Raw genomic sequence first — 24639 nt, 5'->3', positions numbered from 1 at the left:
AAATTGCCTTTAAAATACTCAAATATATATGTTATTCTTCGAATTCTTCTCTTAAAATTCGAATAACTTCTTTAATAGTTTCTTCTTCTAAATCGGTACGTTTTACTAAATCTTTAACATCCTCTTCTAAAATACTCTTTGCAGTATCTAATCCAACTCTGCTAAATTCTTCAATAATCCATCCTTCTATTTCATCTGAGAACTCGCTTAATTCTACGTCTTCCTCAGCACCTTCTCTAAACACATCGATATCGTAGCCTGTTAACTGACCCGCTAAACGGATGTTGTGACCACCTCTACCAATAGCTTTACTTACTTCTTCCGGCTTTAAGATGACTTCTGCACGTTTGTTATCTTCATCGATTTTGATTGAAGTAACCCTTGCAGGACTTAACGCTCTGGTAATATATAACTGTAAGTTATTTGTATAATTAATAACGTCGATATTTTCGTTACCTAACTCACGAACAATACCGTGAATTCTAGAACCTTTCATACCAACACACGCTCCAACAGGATCGATTCTGTCATCATAAGAATCTACCGCTACTTTCGCTTTTTCTCCAGGTATTCTTACTACATTCTTAATAGTAATTAAACCGTCGAACACCTCTGGAATTTCTTGTTCGAAAAGTTTCTCTAAGAATGAAGGCGATGTTCTAGACATGATAATAGTTGGTTTTGCTCCTTTAAGCTCCACACTATCAATAACACCTCTTACATTATCTCCTTTTCTAAAGAAATCCGAAGGAATTTGTTTGTCTTTTGGTAAAACAATCTCATTACCTTCATCGTCTAATAAAATAACAGCTCTGTGACGAATGTGGTGCACTTCAGCTGTATATATTTCTCCTACTAAGTCTTTAAAGTTTTTAAATACTATAGTATTGTCGTGTTCGTGAATTTTTGAGATTAAATTTTGGCGTAATGCTAAAATAGCACGTCTTCCTAAATCTATAAGCTTTACTTCTTCTGATACGTCCTCACCTACTTCGAAGTCTGGTTCAATTTTACGAGCCTCTGTTAATGAAATCTCCTGATTTGGATCTTCAACCTCACCATCAGCCACTACAACTCTGTTTCTCCAGATCTCTAAATCTCCTTTATCAGGATTTACAATAATGTCGAAATTATCATCATCACCATATTTCTTTTTTAAGGCGCTTCTAAACACTTCCTCTAAAATCGCCATTAACGTAACACGGTCAATTAGCTTATCGTCTTTGAATTCTGAAAAAGATTCAATTAACGCGATATTCTCCATAACTCTTATTGAATTAAAATTTAATCATAACTTTTGCTTCTACAATATCCTCGTAAGCGATGTTCGCTTGTTTTGTTACAGTTACTTTCCCTTTACCTACAGGTTTAGGTTCTCTAACCTTCCATTCTAATGTTATATCTGTTTCGGTAGCCTTTGCAAGTGTTCCTTCAAATTTCTCTAAAGCTGTTTTTACTTTAAGGTCTCTATTCAGATTCTTTTTATACTGTCTTTTGTTTACTAATGGAGATGCTGCTCCTGCCGACATAACTTCCAGAGAAAAATCATGTTCTTCTCTATCTATATTATGCTCTATTGCACGACTCACAAACATACAGTCTTCAACCAAAACACCACTATCGCCATCAATCACAATTTTAATATGATTATCTGGACTAATAGTGAACTCGATTAAAAACAAGTCTGAGCGTTCTTCCAACGCAGCACCAAGTAAATCTTTTACGGTTTCTTTAAACATTTTTTATTATAAAAAGAGGGGACCCTATGTCCCCTCGTTCTTAATTTCGCCTTTCAACGCTGCAAATATATAACATTTTATTGATTTTTAAAGGAATATTTCATAAATTTAGATATAAACACCTATAGCTACAAGTAAATTAAAATCATTAAATTCATACCAGAATTTTTAAAAATCAATCATTCTAACAAACATTAAACTCAAATACAAAACCTCAAAACCAATGAAAAAAATTCTTGTTCCCACCGATTTTTCTACTGAAGCTGAAAACGCCCTAAAGGTCGCCGCTCAACTGGCAAAAAAACACAAGTGCGAACTTCACTTATTACATATACTTGAAATTCCATTGCATCAGGTAGATCCAATTAGTGGTTTTAGTGAATTACCGGAAGCTATGTTTTTTATGAAACTGGCTCACAAGCAATTTACCGAACTAAGAGAAAAAAGCTATCTCGAAGGACTTAATATTCAAGAACATGTCGAGTTTCATGAAATTTTTAAAGGTATTTTTCATGTTTGCAAAAAACAAAACATCGATTTAGTTATTATGGGCTCGAGTGGCGCTAACGGACTCAAAGAAATATTCATTGGAAGTAACACCGAAAAAGTAGTGCGCACCTCAGAAGTACCTGTATTGGTTATTAAAAACGAACACAACAACTTTAATGTTGAGAATATGGTTTACGCATCAGATTTTGAAACCGATAGCCAAAGTGCCTTCGAAAGTGCTGTGGGATTCGCAAAACTTTTTAAAAGCAAACTACACCTAATCATGGTGAATACGCCTAACTTCTTTATCACAACAGATGAAGCTAAAGCCAAAATAGAAAACTTCACAAAAGATTTCAATTTAAAAGACTGTACAACGGTAATTTACAACGATGCCAGTGTAGAAAGCGGCATTTTAAATTATGCCAAATCTATTTCAGCCGATTTAATTAGCATAAGCACACATGGCAGAAAAGGTTTATCTCATTTTTTTAATGGCAGTATAAGTGAAGATCTGGTAAACCATGCCAATCAACCCATTATGACCTTCAAAATCAAAGAATAATACTCATTTAAAACCTTAAATTTAGCGCATAAAAAAATCCTAATCTTAATAGATTAGGATTTTAGCAATTTTGTTGGCCTACTAGGGCTCGAACCTAGACTCTTCTGGACCAAAACCAGACGTGTTGCCAGTTACACCATAGGCCAATGCTTGATTGCGGGTGCAAATTTATAACAAAGTTTGGTTTCTGCAAGCTTTTTTTAAAAAAATTTTTATTCTCCCCTTAAGGTTTCCTTAAAAAGGTATTGTAAACCATATTTATTATTAAATTCGCCTTCATAAAAATAAAGAAAAATTCATGACCAATTTCAACTTTAAGAAATGGAATACCATTTTAGGATGGTTTGCTTTTTTAATTGCTCTTATAACTTACACCCTAACTACCGAACCTACTGTAAGCTTCTGGGATGCCGGAGAATATATCTTAACCTCAGCAAAGTTACAGGTTGGTCACCCACCTGGAGCTCCGTTATTTCAAATGCTTGGTGCATTCTTTTCGATGTTTGCCTTAGAACCTTCTCAGGTTGGTTTCATGATGAATATGATGAGCGCCATATCTAGTGCCTTCACTATTTTATTTATGTTCTGGACCATTACATTGTTATTAAAAAAACTAATAACTAATGATGAAGAATTAAACCAAAATAAAGCAATCGCTATTCTAGGAAGTGGTTTAGTAGGTAGTTTGGCTTTCACTTTTACCGATTCGTTTTGGTTTAACGCTGTGGAAACCGAAGTATATGCCATGGCAACACTTATTATGTCTGTGATGTTTTGGCTAGGGTTACGCTGGGAACAGGACATGGATAAACCTCGAGGTAACCGCTGGTTAATTTTAATCTCCTTTATTATTGGTCTGTCTTTTGGGGTACACTTTATGGGGTTATTAACCATTCCGGCAATTGGTTTAATCTACTACTTTAAAAATTACAAAACCATCACCCTTAAAAACTTCATTATTGCCAATGTTGCTTCGGTTGCGGTTTTATTATTTGTATTTAAATTATTAGCACCTAATATTCTTAAAATATTTAGTGCTTCTGAAATATTCTTTATTAACACAATAGGTCTTCCTTTTAATTCAGGAACTATTATTGCTGGCATTGTATTGGTTGCTCTTATATATTACGCTTTAAAATACACCAAAACTAAAGGTTACACACACTTAAACACAACCGTGCTTTGTTTAACGTTTGTTATCATTGGATTTTCAACCTGGTTAATGCTACCTATTCGAGCTAACGCTAATGTGGTAATTAACGAAAACAATCCATCCAGTGCCAGAGAACTTTTAGCTTACTACAACTTAGAACAGTATCCGGAAACCCATTTATTCTACGGGCCACAATTTACCGATCAATATGCCTTTTTAGATGAAAACAATCCGTATGTAGACGACAAGCCTAAATACGAAAAAGACGAAGAAAAAGGAGAATACGTTATTGTTAACGATTATAAAAACGCGAAACAAAACTACAATTCTAAACACGCCTCTTACTTACCACGTATGTGGAGTGCTGAGCACGCGGAAAATTACATGATGTTTACCGGATTCTTAAATTTCAAATTAAAGCCAGAACATCAAATGGATAACCAACTTCGCAGCGCCATTAATCAATTTAAAAATGATGTAGCCCAGGGTAATGTAGACCGCGAAGGCTACAACACCTTTTTAAAGCGTTTTAAAAGCTATATCGATATTGAAAAGCCAAGCTTAGCCGACAACATTAAATACATGTTTCAATATCAATTAGGATATATGTACTGGCGTTACTTTATGTGGAACTTCTCAGGAAGACAAGATGATATTCAAGGTAAATACGACAACCACGGAAACTGGATTACCGGCATCAAACCTATTGATGAAAAATTACTTGGGCTATCGCAAGACAATCTGCCCAGCGATGTTAAAAACAATAAAGCCAGAAACACCTATTACTTATTACCTTTCCTTTTAGGATTGGTTGGTTTCTTCTTCTTGTTCAATAAAGACAAAAAAGTATTCTGGACCTTGTTGGTTTTCTTCCTGTTTACAGGAGTCGCTATCCAGGTGTATACTAATGTACGTCCGTTTGAACCAAGAGAGCGTGATTATTCAGTTGTAGGATCATTTTACGTTTTTGCTCTTTGGATTGGTTTCGGAGTTTATGCCATTTACGATGCTGTTAAAAAATTAGCACCTTCAAAACTTACTGCCCCGGCAATCACTATAGCTTGTTTAGTTTTAGTTCCGGGAATTATGGCTGCCAACAACTGGGATGATCATGACCGTTCAGGAAAATACACCGCCAACTCTATGGCTAAAATGTATCTGGATTCCTGTGAAGAAAACGGTATTTTATTTACTATTGGTGACAACGATACTTTTGCGCTTTGGTACGCTCAGGAAATTGAAGGATACCGCACCGATGTACGTGTGGTAAACACCAGTTTATTCCAAACCGATTGGTACATCGACCAAATGAAACGTAAAGCTTACGAAAGCGACCCGATTCCGTCACAGTTAACACATAACTTATACCAATATGGAACCAACGATTATATTGTTATTGAAGATGTGATTCCTGATACTCTTCAAGTAAAACAATTTTTAGATTTTGTTGCGAGTGATAATCCGAAAACAAAATACAAGTACGTTTTACAACAAAACAATATCGACATCTCTCAGGTACGTCGTCAAGATTTAAATGCTACCTATTTACCTACACGTCATTTACGTCTTCCGGTAAATAAAGAAAACGCGTTAAAATCAGGCATCGTAAAACCAAAAGATGCCGATAAAATTGTACCATACATTGATCTTACTATAACCGGTAACGCCCTTTATAAAAACCGTTTATTAATGCTGGACATTGTTGCCAACAACGACTGGAAACGTCCTATTTATTTTACTGGCGGAAGTTTTGGTGATGATGATTACATTTGGATGAAAGACTATTTACAATTAGATGGTTTATGCTACAAATTAGTTCCTATTAAAACACCTATCAACAAATCAAATCCGTTTGACATGGGCCGTGTAGATAGCGATTTAATGTACGAAAAAGTGAAAAACTGGTATTGGGGTAACAGTGGTAGCCCGGATATTTACCACGACACCGAAACTCGTAAAAACTCTATTACATACAGAAGTAACTTAGCGCGTTTAATAGAACAGTTATTAAACGAAAACAAACTGGATAAAGCTGAAGAAATAGCCGATATAGCTATGACGAATATGCCGGTTGACTACTTTGGTTACTACACACTATTAGAACCATATATAAGTGCGTATTATGAGGTTAACAATAAGGAAAAAGCTGAAAATTTATTCAAACAGGTTGCTAAAAAATATCAGGAGAGTTTAACCTATTACAGTAGTTTATCTATCGATAGCCAGAACAGAATGTTCGAAGAAATCTATACCGATATTCAGCGTTATAAAGCTCTTGTAGATGTATTGGCAAAATACGATCCTAAATTCGCTGAAACAGAAGGTGATATTTTCAACAATCATTTAATGTTATTTAAGCATTTTTATGGAGATCAAGCCGATGAAGACTATTACGCTCCAGAGGAAGAAGACACAACCTTCAGTCCACAAGATAGTAGCGCAGATATCCTTGATTAAGATATGCCTACGTCTTTTGTAAAAATACCGGTAGTTATAAAAAAGATGTTCCCAAACTATGTTTGGGACGTCTCTACTACCGAAAAAATCATTTACCTTACTTTTGATGACGGACCTACTCCCGAAATCACAAACTGGACATTAGATACTCTTAAAGCTTACAATGCCAAAGCCACATTTTTCTGCATTGGTAATAACGTGGAAAAACATCCTGAAATCTTTCTGAATATTCTAAAAGAAGGGCACGCTATCGGCAACCACACACACAACCACCTTAAGGGCTGGAAAACCGCTACTGCGGATTACTTGCAAAATATAAAACAGGCACAAACTACTATTGCAGAGCAGAAATTTGAAGACAAGTCTGTAACCACAAATCTATTCAGGCCGCCTTACGGTAAACTCAAACCAAAACAAGGGAAAAACCTATTAGCCTTAGGTTATAAAATTATTATGTGGGATATTATTTCGTTTGACTGGGATAAAGATATAACCGAAGAACAATGTTTAGAGAATGTCATTTCTAAAGCTGTAAACGGAAGTGTTGTTGTGTTTCATGACAGCTTAAAAGCCGCAAGAAACATGCAGTATGCACTACCAAAAGTATTAAAACACTTTACAGACAAAGGGTATCGATTTGAGGCGATTCCGCATTAAATATACTGTTGAACAATACCAATAATGGTGTTAGCGTCCTGTTCTCCACTTTGACGCCATTTCATTTCACCGCCTTTATAGATTATTAGTGTTGGTATCGCTTTTACACGTAAAGCTTCAGCAAGTTCTCCGTTTTTTTCAACATCAATCTTAATTACTTTTGCCTTATCGCCTAACGCTGCTGCAACATCTCTTAAAACAGCGTGCATTGTAGAAGACTGTTCATTCCAATCAGTAAAAAAATCTAACAACACTGGAATTTCTACATCAATAAGTTCCCCAAATTTTGACATACTTTATTGTTTATGAGTCAAATATACTTTTACAAACCTACACATTTTTTTCATATTACGAATATTCGCATAGTTTTACTTTATATTTAACAATGCCTACTTATAAAAATACGCAATTTCTTTAGGAAATACAACATTTCTTAAGCAATCGATATTCGTTACTAATTCGAGATGCCTTAAAAGCAAATTAAGCTTAAGCCGTAGCAGTACCTTTTTTAAGTTCGATAACGGTAATTTCAGGCCAGATACCCACACGTCCGGGAAATGCCAAATAGCCAAAACCTCTGTTTACATTAAGGTATTGCCCCATTTCATTATACATCCCAGCCCAGTATTTGTAACGCCATTTTGCAGGACTCCATTTAAACCACCCCGGAATTTCAATACCAAACTGCATCCCGTGTGTATGCCCACTTAAAGTAAGATGGTAATGATATTCATCATCCTTCACCTTTTTTTCCCAGTGTGTTGGGTCGTGACTCATCAATATTTTGAAGTCATTGGCATGCACATCTTTAGTCGCTTTCTTAAGGTCTCCGGCCTTCTTAAATCCGCCGGTTCCCCAGTTTTCAACACCTACTAAAGCCAATCGTTGTCCGTCGCGTTCTATAAATCGACTTTCATTCAACAACAAATCGAAACCTATTTCCTTTTGGTGTGCTTTTAAATCTTCCAAATTTTGATGTTTCGCAGCCTCAGAATCCCAAGACACATAATCGCCATAATCATGATTCCCCAAAACAGAATACAAGCCATCTTTAGCATTTAATTTTCCGAAGATTCCTAAATAAGGTTTCAGCTCTTCGGCTTTATTATTCACCATATCGCCCGTGAATAAAATCATATCGCTTTCCTGCTCATTAATCAGGTTAATCGCATAATCTACCTTATTAACATCATCAAAACTCCCCGAGTGAATATCACTCACCTGTGTGACTTTATAACCATCGAATGCATCTGGTAAATCATCAAAAGTCAAAGTATATTTTAAAACTTTAAAATTGTATTTTCCTTTATAAATTCCGTAGATAATCGATGCAAAGGGAATCGCAGCAACACCCAAAGCAATCTTGCTTATAAACTGACGACGCGAAGCAAAATAGTTCCCTTCAGCCGAACTTCCTTCGGTAAAATATCGGTAAATCGCCTGAGGTATCCTGAATATATCTTCACCCAACATGGCAACCAATACAATCATTTTAGGCACCAATAAAGCTATAAAAAAACCAAACGCAAAGGCATGTCTGTGGCTAAAGCCATCACTTCGGTTAAAACCGTAATAGTTATAAACAAAATTACCAATAACCAATAAGGAAATAAGCCAATACAAGCCTAAAATCCAATTGTTTTTTGTGACCGTTCTAAAGGCTTGAAAGGCATATAAATCGGCGATGATGTAAATTATAATAAAGATGAGCCAACGCATCATAATCGTTTTTTTATCAAATATAACTGAATTTAAACTCTAAAATAAATGCTGAAATGCTTTTAACGCTACCTTAAGACTTCCTTGTAAGTAAGTTAACCAACTATGCGTCAGAACCTGTAACAGCCAAAATCTGCTTTATGGTTTTGATATCGGAATACGACTTTATGGTTTCATCAAAAAACTTAGCACTATTCATAGATACCTTTGGGGTTTCAATAACCGTTTCTATGGTTGATGCCGATACATGTATTTCTGAAAAACCAGCCGACCTAAACTTGCCTGCATTTTCGGGTTTAATTCCACCCCCGGGAAGAATATTTAACTCACCTTCAGTTTTATCTTTTAATTTCTGAAGTAGAGCAAGTCCTTTTTCTGCTGAAGATTCCTGCCCTGAAGTTAAAATGCGATTTACCCCTAAGGCTTTCAATTGTTCCAAAGCCTCTTTTGGATTAGAAACCCAATCGAAGGCACGATGAAATGTAAATTCTAATGGTTTTGAAAGTTCAATAAGCTCCTTTGTTTTTTCGGTATCAATCGTGTTATCATGATTCAAAACCCCTGAAACAATCCCAGCACAACCCAATTCTTTACACAATGCAATATCATGTTTCATAATGTCCATTTCGTCATCATTAAACGTAAAATTCCCACTTCTTGGACGAATTAAAACAAATACGGGAATAGATAAACTTTCCATCACTTTTTTAATAAGTCCGAACGACGGTGTTATTCCACCAACTGCCAGTTCTGAACACAATTCAATACGATGCGCTCCGGCCTTTTCTGCGTTAAGCGCTGATTCAAATGAGTTTGCGCAAACTTCTACTATCATAACTTTCAATTATAAAACAAATATACACATTCAAAAACACTAAACAGCAAGACAAAAAATTGATTTTAAAACACGCCTCAACCTATTTAAAAGGCAATTATCCCGTAAGTTTTTGTAGTTTTGAACTTCTTATAAAACAATACATATGTCTGATCAAAAACGTCTATTTTTAGTTGATGCCTACGCCTTAATCTTCCGTGGGTACTACGCCTTTATAAAGAACCCAAGAATTAACAGCAAAGGTATCGACACCTCAGCCATTATGGGTTTTATGAACTCTCTTTTAGATGTTATTAAACGTGAAAGACCAGACCATTTAGCCGTTTGTTTCGACAAAGGCGGAAGTACCGATCGCGTGGAAATGTTTGAGGCTTACAAAGCCAATCGCGATGAAACTCCGGAAGCTATAAAAGTAGCTGTACCTTATATTCAGGAAATCCTGAAGGCTATGCATATTCCAATTATGGTTAAAGAAGGCTATGAAGCCGATGATGTTATTGGAACACTTTCTAAACAAGCTGAAAAACAAGGGTATCAAACGTTTATGGTAACCCCTGATAAAGATTTTGCCCAACTTGTTTCTGAAAACATTTTTATGTATCGCCCAAAATCGTTTGGCGGTGGATATGAAACCTGGGGTATCGAAGAGGTGAAAAAGAAATTCGAAGTTACCGATCCCTTACAAGTTATTGACTTTTTAGGAATGATGGGTGATTCAAGTGATAATATTCCCGGTCTACCTGGTGTGGGAGAAAAAACAGCCAAAAAGTTTATTGCCGAATACGGTAGCATGGAAGGCTTGCTGGAAAATACCCATGAACTAAAAGGAAAGATGAAAGAGAAAATTGAAGCTAATAAAGATCTTGGTTTACTTTCAAAAAAACTGGCGACTATCATGTTGGATGTACCGGTGGAATTCGACGAACATGACTTTGAAATGTCTACGCCAGATATTGAAAAAGTAACCACTATTTTCAACGATTTAGAGTTCAGACAGCTTTTAACCAATTTCTTAAAAACGTTTTCAACAAGTACTGAAGTTGCCCCTGCTCAAGTAACCGCAACTACCGAAACCGGAAAAACAACCGAAACCAAAAAAGAACCTGCTTCAGCTGGAGCCGGACAATTCTCTTTGTTTGGAGGTGGAGATGATGAAGAAACTACTGAAACAAGTTCAGCATACACCAGAAAAACAGCAGAAACCACATCGCACTTTTACCAAAGTGTAGCTTCAGGCATGGCAACCAAACTATTCATTAAAAACTTAATGAATCAAACCTCGGTGTGTTTTGATACCGAAACCACAGACCTTAATCCATTAGCTGCTGAATTGGTCGGCATCGCCTTTTCATGGGAAACGGGCAAAGGCTTTTATTTACCATTCCCGGAAGATAAAAACGAAGCTCAGGAACTTATCGAACAACTACGTCCGTTTTTTGAAAGTGAAAGCATCGAAAAAATTGGTCAGAATTTAAAATACGACATTAAAGTTTTAGCCAAATACAACATCACCGTTAAAGGAAAATTATTCGACACCATGTTGGCTCATTATCTGATAAATCCGGATATGCGTCATAACATGGATGTTCTGGCTGAAACCTATTTAAATTACACACCAATTTCAATTGAAACTTTAATTGGTAAAAAAGGAAAGAATCAGTTATCGATGCGTCAGGTGGCATTAGACAAGCAAACCGAATATGCCGTAGAAGATGCCGATATAACACTTCAGCTTAAAGAACATTTCGAAAAAGAATTGGGCGAAGCCAATACACAAAAGTTATTTGACGATATTGAAATTCCGTTATTACGCGTATTATCGTCCATGGAACTGGAAGGCATCAACTTAGATAAAGACTTTTTACATAGTCTGGCAGAGCAGTTAGACAACGATATTAAAACTTTGGAAAGTAAAATTTACGAGATTGCCGGAGAAGAATTCAATATCGCCTCTCCCAAACAATTAGGTGATATTTTATTTGAAAAACTAAAACTGGTAGATAAACCTAAAAAGACCAAAACAGGACAATACGCAACTTCCGAAGACATACTAAGCTACTTAGCTAAAGACCACGACATCATTCAGTACATTTTAGATTTCAGAGGATTATCGAAACTAAAAAGTACTTATGTTGATGCGTTACCGCTTCAGGTCGATGACGTTACCCATCGCGTACACACCGATTATATGCAAACTGTTGCAGCAACTGGTCGTTTAAGCAGTAACAACCCGAACTTACAAAATATCCCGATTCGTACCGAACGCGGACGACAAGTGCGTAAAGCTTTTATTCCGCGTAATGAAAATTATACCTTACTGGCTGCCGATTACAGTCAAATTGAGCTACGAATCATAGCCGCCTTAAGTGAGGAAGAAACCATGATTAATGCCTTTAAACATGGTGAAGATATTCACGCATCGACAGCTTCAAAAGTATTTAATGTACCTATTGAAGAAGTGACTCGTGAACAACGTAGTAATGCTAAAACAGTAAACTTCGGAATTATTTACGGCGTTTCTGCTTTCGGATTAAGCAACCAAACCAATTTATCTCGAAGCGAAGCAAAAGAGTTAATTGATACGTATTACGAAACCTATCCGAAGCTAAAAAACTATATCAGCCAGCAAGTCGATTTTGCTCGCGACCATGGTTATGTCCAAACCGTTTTAGGACGCCGCCGTTACTTAAAAGACATCAACTCTCGTAACGCCGTAGTTCGTGGTGCTGCCGAACGTAATGCCGTAAATGCACCCATACAAGGTAGTGCTGCCGATATTATTAAAATTGCCATGATTAATATTCATAAGAAATTAGAAACGGGCAATTTTAAAACCAAAATGCTACTTCAGGTTCATGACGAATTGGTGTTCGATGTATACAAACCAGAACTAGACACCATTAAAACCTTAGTAAAAACCGAAATGGAAAACGCTTACCAATTAGCCGTTCCGTTAGATGTCGATTTAGGCACAGGCAATAACTGGTTAGAGGCGCATTAAAACACTTCTTACACCCGATGAATAGCATCAATCACCTTAAACTATGCTATTCATCGGTATTTTTTACACATTCTTTCCGATGGTCTGAAATTCAATGATTTTCATCAAATAATTTTCGAACAAAATGTATTTCTTCCTTCATTTGCTGCTCCCTCAATCTACTAAACAATAGTGTTTATTAGCAGCTTAACCATACTTAAAATGAAAAAAACTACACCAATCTTTCATTTAATAGCCTGTGCTATTATCTCATCAGCAACATTTTTTGTTTGTCAACAAGAAGACTTATCTTCTGAAGAATTATTAACAGCTAATGCTAAAGCAAGTACCTCCCTAGTATCTGAAACATCTACGGCAACGCTTAAAGAATATTCGGATGATTGCTCTGCCATGTGTATTGAAGAAGGTTCAAATACATTCTATAAAAAATCTGGACTAAAATCTGACGGAGCAGGAGAAAGTGATAATTCTAAAAATCTAAGCTACGACGTTTACAACACCGAAACAGAACTTTACGTATATGTAACTTATACAGCGACTGGGAAAAGTAGCTCTAAAATAAAATTCACCATTGACATCAATGGTAATGAAGTTGAATTTAAAAATATCGAAACTGGAGTAACAAAATTTCATAAAATTACTTTACCTGAAAACTGGCAAGCTTGCGATGAAATTCCATTCTCGATTGGTGGGAATGGAGATGATTTAGATATTGATGATTCTTATGCCTTAGTTGGTATTTGCCAAGATACCTGCGAAGAAAGTTTTAGTTACGAAGCAAATGACGATGGCAGTTATACATTTACATACAGTAGTTCTGAGGATTTAACCAATGCGGAAGTTATATTTACTTGTCCTCATATTACTGATTTCAAAGCTTTAGACGGAAAAGTATACGACGTTAATCCAGGCCAATCTCAAGGAAAAAACACCGTATTAACATGGACAGGAAACCTTGAAGCATGTACACCAATAACCTTTACTCTTCTTTTTGAAGCAGACTGCAATCAAAACCAAGCTAATTTTGCAAACTTATTTACTGACTTTAAAGTGAATGAGATTTCTAAAAAAGGTGATGCCGAAAACATTAAATTTGATTGTCCAGCTGAATAACTTCAACTAAAAAAACCATATATAATGCCTGATGCTAAAACATCAGGCATTATTGTTTTAGAACTTTACTGTTACATTTTGTTAAACTTAAGGTAATAGCTCGCTCAACTTCATGGGTTTAATTATTTTTAACCAAATTATTAAATGCAACCTATGAAATTAAGCTTTACTTACCTTTTCTTTTTAGTGTCCTTTGTTTCCATTGCCCAAAAAAAGACACTTGAATTTTCGGATATCCAGCAATGGAACAGCATAAAAAACGAAGCCATTGCCCCTAATGGACATTTTGTAGTTTACGATTTAGAACAAGACAACTCCGATAGCCATCTTCATTTAACATCTAATAAAGAGAAAACCCTTTTAGAATACTTCAGAGCCACAAAAGGGCAATTTACTTATGATTCTAAATTTTTAGCGTTTACGATTAAACCTTTAAAAGATAGCGTAGACGATATGCTTCGTCATAAGGTAAAAAAAGACAAACTTCCTAAAGACTCATTGGCTATTTACAACCTTGACACCAAGGAACTGGATAAAATAGGAAATGTAAAATCATACCTGTTGCCCGAAAAATGGTCAGGTTATGTGGCTTATCTTTTAGAAGAGATAAAAGCTCCTAAAAAAGAAGCAAAAACAGATAGCACCGATACGAAAGAAAATAAAAAAGAAGCGAAACCTAAAAAGGTGAGCAAAAGCAATGGGTTTCATTTGGTGATAAGAAATCTGAACACTAAAGTACAAGACACGTTTAAATTCGTAACCAACTATACATTTGCCAAAACAGGCAAAACCTTAGCATTTTCAACCACTGGCGAAAAAGATAACGAAGGCGAAGGCGTATATATTTACGATTTTAACACCTCGAAATTAACCAAAATTTATTCAGCTAAAAAAGCTAAATACAATAAATTAAGTTTTAGCGAAACAGGAAAACGTTTTGCTTTTGTGGTAGATACAGATACTACGAAAGTTCAAATTCGCCCTAACGAATTATACGTTTGGGAAACCGGACAAGAAACAGCCAGTAAACTTTACGATAATACCACAACCCCGAAAGGCTATTTGGTTTCCAAAGATGGCACCGTTCAATTCTCGAAAGATGAATCGAAGTTATATTTCGGACTAAGAAAACCGCCTGTTATTAAAGACACGACTTTATTAAAAGACGAAATTGTAAATGTAGAGGTCTGGACGTACAACGAGCCAAGACTATATACGGTTCAGGAATTACAGGTAAAAAACGATACGATTAAAGCTTACGAAACTGTTTATAACTTCAATACGAAAAAAACAGTTCAAATTGAAACGGAAGCTTTTCCTTACTCATCTACTACAGATAAAGGCAACTCCAATATTACATTAGCAAACACTCCAACACCTTACGCTTTAGAAAGCCAGTGGACAGGAAGAAGCCTTAAAAATTATGCCATTGTAGATACTAAAACAGGAACGCAAACCATCATTTTAAAAAAGACGCCTAGTGCCTCATTAAGTCCAAAAGGCGCATTTGTTTTTGGTTATCATTCTATCGATAGCACCTGGTTTACCTATAACGTTAAGACGAACAAATATGTAGAACTGACTAAAGGAAAAGTCTTTTACGACGAATTAAATGATTCGCCAGATTTTCCACATGCCTATGGAACAGCAGGATGGATGGAAAACGATAAATACATTTTACTTTACGACCGGTACGACATCTGGAAATACAACCCAAATTCAGGAGAAGCAACTAACCTAACCAATGGCCGCGCTAACAAAATAGTATATCGTTACATCAAATTAGATAAAGAAGAAGAATCTGTTAGTTCGAAAAACAAATGGTTATTATCAACATTTAATGAAACAACAAAAGCCGGAGGTTTCGCCGAATTCAACCCAAAAAACAGTGCATTAAAAGAACTTGAAACAGGTAATTTCAGCTATAGCAAACCTGTAAAAGCAGAACTAAGCGATGCCTTATTATTTACTCGCGAATCGTTTAAAGAATTCCCAGATTTAAGATTAACCGATTTAAACTTTAAAACCCAAAATGTTTTAAGTGATGCCAATCCGCAACAAAAAGATTACAACTGGGGAACCATAGAATTGGTAAAATGGACGTCTCTTGACGGAGAAGAATTAGAAGGTTTATTGGCTAAACCCGAAAACTTCGACCCGAATAAAAAATACCCGATGATTGTGAATTTCTACGAACGCAGTTCTGATGATATCCACAAACACAGGTCTCCATCATTTGGTCGTTCAACCATTAGTTACAGCTATTATACCAGCCGTGGTTATGTTATTTTCAATCCGGATGTAAAATACCGGGAAGGCTACCCTGGTGAAAGTGCTTTAAGCTGTGTGGTATCGGGAACTAACGATATCATTAAAAAAGGTTTTATAGACAAAGACAACATCGGTTTACAAGGTCACAGTTGGGGAGGTTATCAAATAGCGCAACTGGTAACAAAAACCAATATATTTAAAGCAGCCGAATCTGGTGCGCCCGTAGTAAATATGATTAGTGCTTACGGTGGAATTAGATGGTGGACCGGTTTAAGCCGTCAGTTTCAATATGAGCATACCCAAAGCCGTATTGGAGGAACACCATGGGAATATCCAATGCGTTACATTGAAAATTCACCAATTTTCAACCTTGATAAAATCAATACCCCTTTATTAATTTTACATAACGATGCCGACGGACACGTGCCATGGTATCAAGGCATTGAATTTTTTGTAAGCTTACGCCGTTTGGGGAAACCTGCCTGGTTCTTAAATTATAACGACGAACCACATTGGCCGCTAAAATACCAGAACAGAAAAGACTTCACTTTAAGAATGTCTCAGTTTTTCGATTACTATTTAAAAGGAGCTGCAAAACCACTTTGGATGGAGCGCGGTGTGCCCGCTACTGAAAAAGGCATTAATCAAGGCTATGAACTTATAGAAGAATAACCCTAATTTTTATAAAACAAAAAAAGCCTTGTATCTCGATACAAGGCTTTTTTTATTCTCACGAATTATCGCTTCTTATTTTTAGATCTAAACTTAGCTTTATCCTTACGTTGATTAAAAGGCACAGCATCATTAAACGTATGCTTAGGTTTACCTGGTTTATTTTTTCGCCATGAATCATTTTCAGGCAATAGAACTTTTAACAAATCCTGACGTCCTAACTTACTTAAGGTATTTCTAATCCAGGCTTTATTTTCATCTTTATACCAAAAGAAGAAACGATGTTGCTCATCCTTCTCTTTTCTTGTCTTTGGGGTTTTTACCTTCTTTAAAGTATACGGATGATAGCCACTGTAATAAATTACCGTTGCTACCGTCATAGGCGTTGGTGTGAACCCTTGTACCTGCTCCAGCTGAAAGCCCATATCTTTGGTTTCAGCAGCCAGATTAGCCATATCTTCAGCTTCACATGCCGGATGATTAGATATAAAATAAGGAATTAACTGAAGCTTCAGTTTGTGCTTAACATTAATCTTATCGAAGCGCTCCTTAAATTTATGGAAATAGGTAAACGATGGTTTACGCATCAATTTTAAAACAGGATCACTGGTATGTTCTGGAGCTACCTTAAGTCTACCTGAAACATGCTTCGTCATAACCTCTTCGGTATAATCGTCAAGTTCCTTAGGATCTGCATTTTTATTAAATTCCGGAACCAGCATATCATGGCGAATACCACTACCAATAAATGATTTTTTCACCTTCGGATGACTATCTACTGCCTTATACAATTCCGTTAACGGCTTGTGTGAAGTATCCAGATTACTACAAATAACCGGCGAAATACATGAAGGCGCTACACACTTATCGCATATAGACTGAATTTTACCCTTCATTTTATACATGTTTGCACTTGGCCCTCCAATATCAGACAAATAACCTTTAAAGTCCGGCATATTAGCCACCTTATCAACTTCCTTTAAAATAGACTCCTGACTACGAGAAGCAATAAATTTACCTTGGTGTGCCGAAATGGTACAGAAACTACAACCCCCAAAACACCCACGGTGGATATTTATAGAGAACTTAATCATTTCAAACGCTGGAATTGGTCCGCGCTTGTTATATTTTGGGTGTGGTAATCGTGTATAGGGTAAATCGAAAGAGGCATCAATTTCCTCTTCCGTCATGGTTGGATACGGCGGATTAATCATTAAGGTTTTATCACCAACCTTTTGAAAAATTCGGCGTGCAGCCAGTTTATTAGACTCCTGCTCTATAACCTTAAAGTTAGAAGCATAGGCCTTCTTATCCTTTAAACAGGTTTCATGCGATGCGATTTCAACATCTTCCCAATTACTGTTTTTTGGTATGCTTTCATCTGCACTCACCATTACCGCAGTCTGACTAATAGTATTTAAACTTTTAAAAGGTACACCTTTCTGAAGCAAACGCACGATTTCACGCAGTGGTTGCTCTCCCATTCCATATACCAGCATATCAGCCTTAGATGATTCTAAAATAGTCGGCATCAATTTATCACTCCAGTAATCGTAATGTGTCACACGACGAAGAGAGGCTTCAATTCCACCAATTAATACGGGAACATCAGGCCATTTCTCCTTTAATATATTAGAGTAAACCGTCGTGGCATAATCCGGACGAAATCCTATTTCACCATTTGGCGTATAGGCATCTTTATCTCGACGTTTTTTATTAGCGTTATAATTACTAATCATCGGGTCCATACAACCACCGGTAACCCCAAAAAACATTTTAGGACGACCAAGCTTAACGAAATCCTGAAGATTGTCGTTAACATTAGGTTGAGGCACAATAGCCACTTTTAAACCATAACTTTCTAAGGTACGACCAATAACAGCCGGACCAAAGGTTGGATGATCCACATAAGCATCTCCACTAAACAGGATAACATCAAGTTCTTCCCATCCGCGTATCTTCACCTCTTTGTTTGTGGTAGGTAACCAATCTGAAAGTTGTAATTCTTGCATAACGCTGCAAAATTAATCAAAATTCAGCTCTTGATACTTATTTATGAAAGCTTTGTGAGTTTTTTGAAGGTCCTAAAATCTAAAATTGACATTTAAACGTTGTAAAAAGTGTTTCAACTAAAAAATAATAACTCACAAATCTCTTTAAACGACAAATCCACAAACAATTCATTATAATATAATTACACTTAAAATGACCAATAATATATGAATTTAAAAAGCTGTATAAAAATAAGTTAGCACACTATTTGGTAATCAAATAATTAATCGTAAATTTGCAAACTCTTTTTGAGAGAGGAATGTTTAATAAAAATTAATTAAAAACGTGGACACATTAAGCTACAAAACAGTATCAGCTAACAAAGCTACTGCAGATAAGCAGTGGGTTTTAGTTGACGCCGAAGGACAATCTTTGGGTCGTTTAGCTTCTAAAGTTGCAAAACTTTTAAGAGGAAAACACAAGCCTAGCTTCACACCTCACGTTGATTGTGGTGATAACGTAATCGTTGTTAACGCTGAGAAAATCAACTTAACCGGAAACAAGTGGAACGATAAAACTTACGTTCGTCACACAGGTTACCCAGGTGGACAAAGAACATTAACAGCTACAGAATTGTTTGGAAAAGATCCAGCAAGAGTTGTTGAAAAATCAGTAAAAGGAATGTTACCTAAAAACAAATTAGGAGCAGATTTATTCCGTAATTTAACAGTTGTTGTTGGAACAGAGCACGCTCACGCTGCACAAAAGCCAACTGCAATTAACTTAAACGAATTCAATTAATGGAAGTAATTCACAAAATTGGCCGTAGAAAAACGGCTGTTGCTCGTGCGTATGTTGCCCAAGGAAGTGGTAACATCACTATTAACAAAAAAGACATGACTAGCTACTTTACTACTGCTACATTACAGTATAAAGTTAAGCAACCATTAGTTATGACTAACAATGAAAGCAACTTTGATATTACCGTAAATGTATATGGAGGTGGTATCACTGGTCAAGCTGAGGCAATCCGTTTAGCTATTTCTCGTGCTATGTGCGAAGTAGATGCTGAAAACAGATTAACTCTTAAACCAGAAGGATTATTAACAAGAGATCCAAGAATGGTAGAGCGTAAGAAATTCGGTCAGAAGAAAGCTCGTAAGAAATTCCAGTTCTCTAAACGTTAATATCTATTTAAAAAAATTAATAACAGTTATTGTTGTTGTCCTTGTTTGTAAAACAGGATTTAGTTTAGCATCTAAATGGTTAAGGCGAATATTCTATGACCACTTAATCATTGCTAATTCAACAGAACGTAAACTATTACAAAAATGGCAGTAGAAGTAAAAGAATTACTTGAAGCAGGTGTACACTTCGGACACCTTACTCGTAAGTGGGATCCAAACATGGCTCCTTACGTATACATGGAGCGTAATGGCATCCATATTATCAACTTATATAAAACTGCAGCTAAAATTGACGAAGCTGGAGAAGCGTTAGCAAAAATCGCTGCTTCTGGTCGTAAAATTTTATTTGTTGCAACTAAAAAGCAAGCTAAAGATATCGTTGCTGAAAAAGCAGGAGCTATCAACATGCCTTACATCACTGAAAGATGGCCAGGTGGTATGTTAACTAACTTCGTTACTATTAGAAAAGCTGTTAAGAAAATGGCTTCTATCGATAGAATGAAGAAAGATGGTACTTTCAACACGTTATCTAAAAAAGAGCGTTTACAAGTAGATCGTTTAAGAGCTAAGTTAGAGAAAAACTTAGGTTCTATCAGCGACATGACTCGTTTACCAGGTGCTTTATTTGTAGTTGATATTAAACGTGAACACATCGCGATTAAAGAAGCTCAAAAATTAAACATTCCTATCTTTGCTATGGTAGATACTAACTCTGACCCTCGTCAGGTTGATTATGTTATCCCAGCAAACGACGATGCTTCTAAGTCAATCGATAAAATCTTATCTCATGTTACAGCTTCTATTTCTTCTGGTTTAGCAGAAAGAAAAGCTGATAAAGTTGAAGGAGACGCTCCTAAAGCTAAAAAAGTTGCAGCTAAAACAGTTGCAGCTAATGAGGAAGAATAATTAACATTTACGCAATATAACTAAGTCGTTTAATTATTTTCTTTGCTAAAATATTTGAACGACTTTTTTTTAAAATTTAAAATACATGGAATCTACAGTAAAAATTACAGCAGCAGAAGTTAACAAGTTAAGACAAGCTACTGGTGCAGGGATGATGGATTGTAAAAAAGCTTTAGTTGAAGCTGGTGGAGATTTTGATAAAGCAATTGAAGTTTTACGTAAACAAGGACAAAAAGTAGCAGAAAAAAGAGCTGACAGAGATAACTCTGAAGGAGCTGCTGTTGCTAAAATAAACGCAGATAACACTTCTGGTGTTGCTATTGTTTTAGGATGTGAGACTGATTTCGTAGGTAAAAACGAAAACTTCGTAAAATTAGCTAACGATTTAGCTGATCTTGCATTAAACTACAACACTAAAGAAGAATTCTTAGCTGCAGATTTTGGTGGTTTAACAGTTGCTGATAAATTAGTTGAGCAAACTGGTGTTATTGGTGAGAAATTAGACATCACTTCTTTCGAAAGATTAGAAGCTCCTTATGTTGGTTCTTACGTTCACATTAACAAAATCGCTGCTTTAGTTGGTTTATCTGCAAAAGTAGATAACGCTGAAACTTTAGTTAAAGATGTAGCTATGCAAGTAGCGTCTATGGGTGCTACTACTTTATCTTACAAAGATTTCGATCCTGCTTTCGTTGCTTCAGAAACTGAAGCTAGAATTGCTGTAATCGAAAAAGATAACGAAGAGTTAGCTCGTTTAGGAAAAACACTTAAAAACGTTCCTAAATACATCTCTATGTCTCAATTAACTCCTGAAGTTTTAGCTCAAGCTGAAGAAGATGCGAAAGCTCAATTAGCTGCTGAAGGCAAACCAGAAAAAATCTGGGCTAACATCTTACCAGGTAAAATGGATCGTTTCGTTTCTGATAACACAACTCTTGATCAAGAGCAATGTTTATTAGACCAAAACTTCATTAAAGATGACAAAATTAATGTTGCTAAATATGTAGCTTCTTACGGTGATGTTGTAATCACTGGTTTCAAAAGAGCTTCTGTAGGTTAATCTACTTAACAACAAAAATATAAAACCATTGTGCTTCACCGTGCAATGGTTTTTTTATACACCAATCTTTAGTTTACAAATTGCCTAAAAAATTCACTTTAGCAATTTAAGATATTGATTATATTTGCACAACCTGAGTAAACAAATAATGAAATACAAAAGAATACTCCTTAAATTATCTGGCGAGGCCCTAATGGGAAATCGTCAATATGGTATAGATCCAGAACGTTTAGCCGAATATGCAAAAGACATTAAAGACATCACCGATAAAGGTGTAGAAGTTGCCATCGTTATTGGCGGCGGAAACATTTTTAGAGGCGTAGCTGGGGCAAGCAACGGTATGGATCGTGTACAAGGAGACCATATGGGAATGTTAGCCACCGTAATTAACGGTTTAGCATTACAAAGTGCCCTTGAAGATGCCGGAATACCTACTAGATTACAATCAGCAATTAAAATTAACGAAGTTGCCGAACCTTTCATTAGAAGAAGAGCCATGCGTCACCTTGAAAAAGGTCGTGTAGTTATTTTTGGCGGAGGTACCGGAAATCCTTACTTCACTACAGATTCTGCAGCCGTATTACGTGCCATAGAAATTGAGGCCGATGTAATTTTAAAAGGAACTCGTGTTGATGGTATTTACAATGCTGATCCTGAAAAAGATGCCAAAGCCACTAAATTTAATTTCATATCTTTCGATGATGTTTTAAGAAAGGGCTTAAAAGTTATGGATACTACGGCATTCACCTTAAGTCAAGAAAACCAGTTACCAATTATCGTTTTCGATATGAATAAAAAAGGAAACCTTTTAAAAGTCGTTTCCGGAGAAAATGTTGGAACCGAAGTTAACCTATAACATTTGGCGTAATTTTTGAAACATTCATTTTTACTTAAAAGCTAAAAACATGAACGAAGACATTCAATTTATACTAGACACAGCAAAAGAATCGATGACTAATTCTATAAAACACTTAGAAAAGTCGTTTGTAAACATTCGTGCGGGAAAAGCAAGTCCGGCAATGTTAGGCAGTGTTATGGTAGATTATTACGGGTCTCAAACACCATTAAGTCAGGTAGCAAACGTTAACACTCCAGATGGTAGAACCATTACCGTACAACCATGGGAAAAAAAGATGCTTCAAGAAATTGAAAAAGCTATCATGATTGCAAACTTAGGCTTCAACCCAATGAACAATGGTGATACCATTATTATCAACGTGCCGCCTTTAACAGAAGAGCGCAGACGTGATTTAGCAAAACAAGCTAAATCTGAAGCTGAAGATGCAAAAATTAGTGTAAGATCTGCAAGAAAAGATGCTAACAACGACATTAAAAAGTTAGAGGACGTTTCTGAAGATTTAAAGAAAAATGCTGAAATAGACGTACAACATATTACTGATAAGTACGTTAAAATGGTTGATGAACTTTTCGAAGTGAAAGAAAAGGAAATCATGACCGTATAATATAAAAAAGCGACATTAAGTCGCTTTTTTTTGCAAAACCTGAAGCTTTTTGGCTGCAACTATGTTAAAGCATTTCTTTATTATCCTTTGTTTTTGTGCTTCATCAATGTTGCAGGCACAGTCATCATCTATAGATACCAATGAAACCGTTAAAGATTCTTTAAAGCGGAAAGCTTTTATCGAACATTTAGGCAATGGTTATTTCCCTACTAAATACTTTAATTTCGACTTACGTTATTTAATAAAATACAACCAGTACGAAGCCCTAAGAACCGGACTTGGAGGAATAACAAACGATGCCCTTTCAAAATCATTTCGTATTAACGGATATTTGGTTTACGGATTTGGAGACGACAAATTTAAATACAATGCTGGTGGTGCCTATCGTTTAGCCAAAAAAACAAACACATGGCTTAGCGCTTCATATACAGATGATTTACAGGAAACAGGAAGCACCAAATTTTTAACCGACAAACGCTTCTTTCAATTTTTCGAGCCACGCTTACTTAACATCAGTCTTTTTCATGCGCATGTTACAAAAACGCTTGGTTTAGAACACCAGATAAATCCAAAACTAATAACTGAGTCTGAATTTTCAATAAGCCATATTGATCCCACTTATAATTATGCATATGTCGTAGACAATCAATCGTTTTCAGAATTCGACATCAGTTCGGCAAAATTTGCTGTGCAATGGAGTCCGTTTAGTCATTACGAAGATTCCCGACAGGGATTGAAGGAAGTCGAAAAAGGGTTCCCTAAGTTTACTTTTCAGTATACTAAAAGCTTCAAAGATGCTTTTAAAAGTGATTTCAATTTTTCAAAATTCGATTTTAGAACGATTTATGAATTTGGTGATGAAAAAGCAAGTTATTCTCAAATTGTATTAGTTGCAGGAATAGCCAATGGCGATATTCCGCTAACACATTTGTACCACGCTTACCCAAATAATATTAATAAAGAAACCATCTTACAACGTTTTTCGGTAGCAGGTATTAATAGTTTTGAAACTATGTATTTTAATGAATTCTTTTCAGATAAATTTACAACACTTCAATTTAAACATTACCTAAAACCTTTCAATGTTTCTCCAAGCCACAAACCTCAAATGGTTTTAATTATGCGCTATGCCTTGGGAAGTATAGACCATCCGGAACGTCATGAAAACATAACCTTCGGCTCTTTAGATAAAGGCTATACCGAATCGGGCTTCGAACTTAACAAATTACTTTTTGGCTTTGGTTTAAGTTTCACTTACAGATACGGTGCTTACCACCTGCCTAACATAGAAGATAATATTGCTTTAAAATTTACATTTAACGTGACTTTATGAGGTAATACACTTGTTTTTCCTACCTTT

At 35.9% G+C, this 24639-nt stretch carries 19 protein-coding genes and 1 tRNA gene; 13 read left to right on the top strand and 7 right to left on the bottom strand.

Annotation, left to right across the window (positions count from 1 at the left end):
- Positions 1 to 31: 31 nt before the first annotated feature.
- Together nusA and rimP are read right to left on the bottom strand one after the other, a co-directional pair.
- A complete protein-coding gene (nusA, locus tag R1X58_RS07575) occupies positions 32 to 1264 on the bottom strand; it encodes a transcription termination factor NusA (protein WP_240575225.1) in 1233 nt (410 codons plus the stop codon).
- Between the two features lie 13 nt (positions 1265 to 1277).
- Entirely contained in the window at positions 1278 to 1739 is a 462-nt protein-coding gene (gene rimP, locus R1X58_RS07570) for a ribosome assembly cofactor RimP (protein WP_240575224.1), read from the bottom strand.
- Between the two features lie 223 nt (positions 1740 to 1962).
- Between rimP and R1X58_RS07565 the strand changes: the two genes are divergently transcribed.
- On the top strand, positions 1963 to 2793 hold the full coding sequence (locus tag R1X58_RS07565) for a universal stress protein (protein ID WP_240575223.1): 831 nt from the start codon (positions 1963 to 1965) through the stop codon (positions 2791 to 2793).
- A gap of 73 nt (positions 2794 to 2866) precedes the next feature.
- Here R1X58_RS07565 and R1X58_RS07560 read toward each other — a convergent pair.
- Positions 2867 to 2939 (bottom strand) — tRNA-Gln (locus R1X58_RS07560).
- Between the two features lie 152 nt (positions 2940 to 3091).
- On the opposite strand from R1X58_RS07560, the gene R1X58_RS07555 reads away from it, so the two are divergent.
- Complete coding sequence (locus tag R1X58_RS07555) at positions 3092 to 6403, top strand: glycosyltransferase family 117 protein (protein WP_240575222.1); 3312 nt, start codon at positions 3092 to 3094, stop codon at positions 6401 to 6403.
- A 3-nt stretch (positions 6404 to 6406) separates the two neighbouring features.
- Entirely contained in the window at positions 6407 to 7060 is a 654-nt protein-coding gene (locus tag R1X58_RS07550; protein ID WP_240575221.1) for a polysaccharide deacetylase family protein, read from the top strand.
- Here the strand turns inward: R1X58_RS07550 and R1X58_RS07545 are convergent.
- From R1X58_RS07545 to R1X58_RS07535, 3 genes are all read right to left on the bottom strand, one after another.
- Entirely contained in the window at positions 7057 to 7353 is a 297-nt protein-coding gene (locus R1X58_RS07545; RefSeq protein ID WP_240575220.1) for a thioredoxin family protein, read from the bottom strand. The two genes, R1X58_RS07550 and R1X58_RS07545, sit on opposite strands and share 4 nt — an antisense overlap.
- 193 nt (positions 7354 to 7546) lie before the next feature.
- Positions 7547 to 8782, bottom strand: a complete 1236-nt coding sequence (locus tag R1X58_RS07540) for a metallophosphoesterase (RefSeq protein WP_240575218.1) — start codon at positions 8780 to 8782, stop codon at positions 7547 to 7549.
- A gap of 100 nt (positions 8783 to 8882) precedes the next feature.
- Complete coding sequence (locus R1X58_RS07535) at positions 8883 to 9614, bottom strand: copper homeostasis protein CutC (protein WP_240575216.1); 732 nt, start codon at positions 9612 to 9614, stop codon at positions 8883 to 8885.
- Positions 9615 to 9759: 145 nt separating this feature from the next.
- On the opposite strand from R1X58_RS07535, the gene polA reads away from it, so the two are divergent.
- The 3 genes from polA (at position 9760) to R1X58_RS07520 (ending at position 16671) form a co-directional block, all read left to right on the top strand.
- On the top strand, positions 9760 to 12615 hold the full coding sequence (gene polA / locus R1X58_RS07530; RefSeq protein ID WP_240575213.1) for a DNA polymerase I: 2856 nt from the start codon (positions 9760 to 9762) through the stop codon (positions 12613 to 12615).
- A 201-nt stretch (positions 12616 to 12816) separates the two neighbouring features.
- Complete coding sequence (locus R1X58_RS07525; protein WP_240575212.1) at positions 12817 to 13728, top strand: hypothetical protein; 912 nt, start codon at positions 12817 to 12819, stop codon at positions 13726 to 13728.
- A gap of 153 nt (positions 13729 to 13881) precedes the next feature.
- Positions 13882 to 16671: an alpha/beta hydrolase family protein gene (locus R1X58_RS07520; protein ID WP_240575211.1), complete on the top strand. Its 2790-nt coding sequence runs from the start codon at positions 13882 to 13884 to the stop codon at positions 16669 to 16671.
- A 65-nt stretch (positions 16672 to 16736) separates the two neighbouring features.
- Here R1X58_RS07520 and R1X58_RS07515 read toward each other — a convergent pair whose 3' ends face one another.
- On the bottom strand, positions 16737 to 18683 hold the full coding sequence (locus R1X58_RS07515; RefSeq protein ID WP_240575210.1) for a YgiQ family radical SAM protein: 1947 nt from the start codon (positions 18681 to 18683) through the stop codon (positions 16737 to 16739).
- Positions 18684 to 19008: 325 nt separating this feature from the next.
- On the opposite strand from R1X58_RS07515, the gene rplM reads away from it, so the two are divergent.
- The 7 genes from rplM to R1X58_RS07480 all read left to right on the top strand — a co-directional run bounded on the left by rplM (position 19009) and on the right by R1X58_RS07480 (position 24612).
- On the top strand, positions 19009 to 19464 hold the full coding sequence (rplM, locus tag R1X58_RS07510) for a 50S ribosomal protein L13 (RefSeq protein ID WP_240575209.1): 456 nt from the start codon (positions 19009 to 19011) through the stop codon (positions 19462 to 19464).
- The gene (gene rpsI / locus R1X58_RS07505; RefSeq protein ID WP_240575208.1) at positions 19464 to 19850 is read left to right on the top strand and encodes a 30S ribosomal protein S9; all 387 of its coding nucleotides are present in this window, start codon (positions 19464 to 19466) and stop codon (positions 19848 to 19850) included. The genes rplM and rpsI overlap by 1 nt, the downstream gene beginning before the upstream one ends.
- 144 nt (positions 19851 to 19994) lie before the next feature.
- Entirely contained in the window at positions 19995 to 20756 is a 762-nt protein-coding gene (gene rpsB / locus R1X58_RS07500; RefSeq protein ID WP_240575207.1) for a 30S ribosomal protein S2, read from the top strand.
- Positions 20757 to 20841: 85 nt separating this feature from the next.
- Positions 20842 to 21816 carry a translation elongation factor Ts gene (tsf, locus tag R1X58_RS07495; protein WP_240575206.1) on the top strand — a complete coding sequence of 325 codons (975 nt, stop codon included), beginning with the start codon at positions 20842 to 20844 and terminating at the stop codon, positions 21814 to 21816.
- 148 nt (positions 21817 to 21964) lie between these two features.
- Positions 21965 to 22672, top strand: a complete 708-nt coding sequence (pyrH, locus tag R1X58_RS07490; protein WP_240575205.1) for a UMP kinase — start codon at positions 21965 to 21967, stop codon at positions 22670 to 22672.
- A 49-nt stretch (positions 22673 to 22721) separates the two neighbouring features.
- The gene (gene frr, locus R1X58_RS07485) at positions 22722 to 23279 is read left to right on the top strand and encodes a ribosome recycling factor (protein WP_240575204.1); all 558 of its coding nucleotides are present in this window, start codon (positions 22722 to 22724) and stop codon (positions 23277 to 23279) included.
- A gap of 49 nt (positions 23280 to 23328) precedes the next feature.
- Positions 23329 to 24612, top strand: coding sequence for a hypothetical protein (locus tag R1X58_RS07480; RefSeq protein WP_240575203.1), 1284 nt, complete (start codon positions 23329 to 23331; stop codon positions 24610 to 24612).
- Positions 24613 to 24639 lie beyond the last annotated feature (27 nt).

This window comes from Aestuariibaculum lutulentum, assembly GCF_032926325.1.
Classification (GTDB): Bacteria; Bacteroidota; Bacteroidia; order Flavobacteriales; family Flavobacteriaceae; genus Aestuariibaculum; species Aestuariibaculum lutulentum.
Note: the sequence above shows the minus strand (reverse complement) of the source record. Positions and strands in the feature narration are given on the sequence as shown.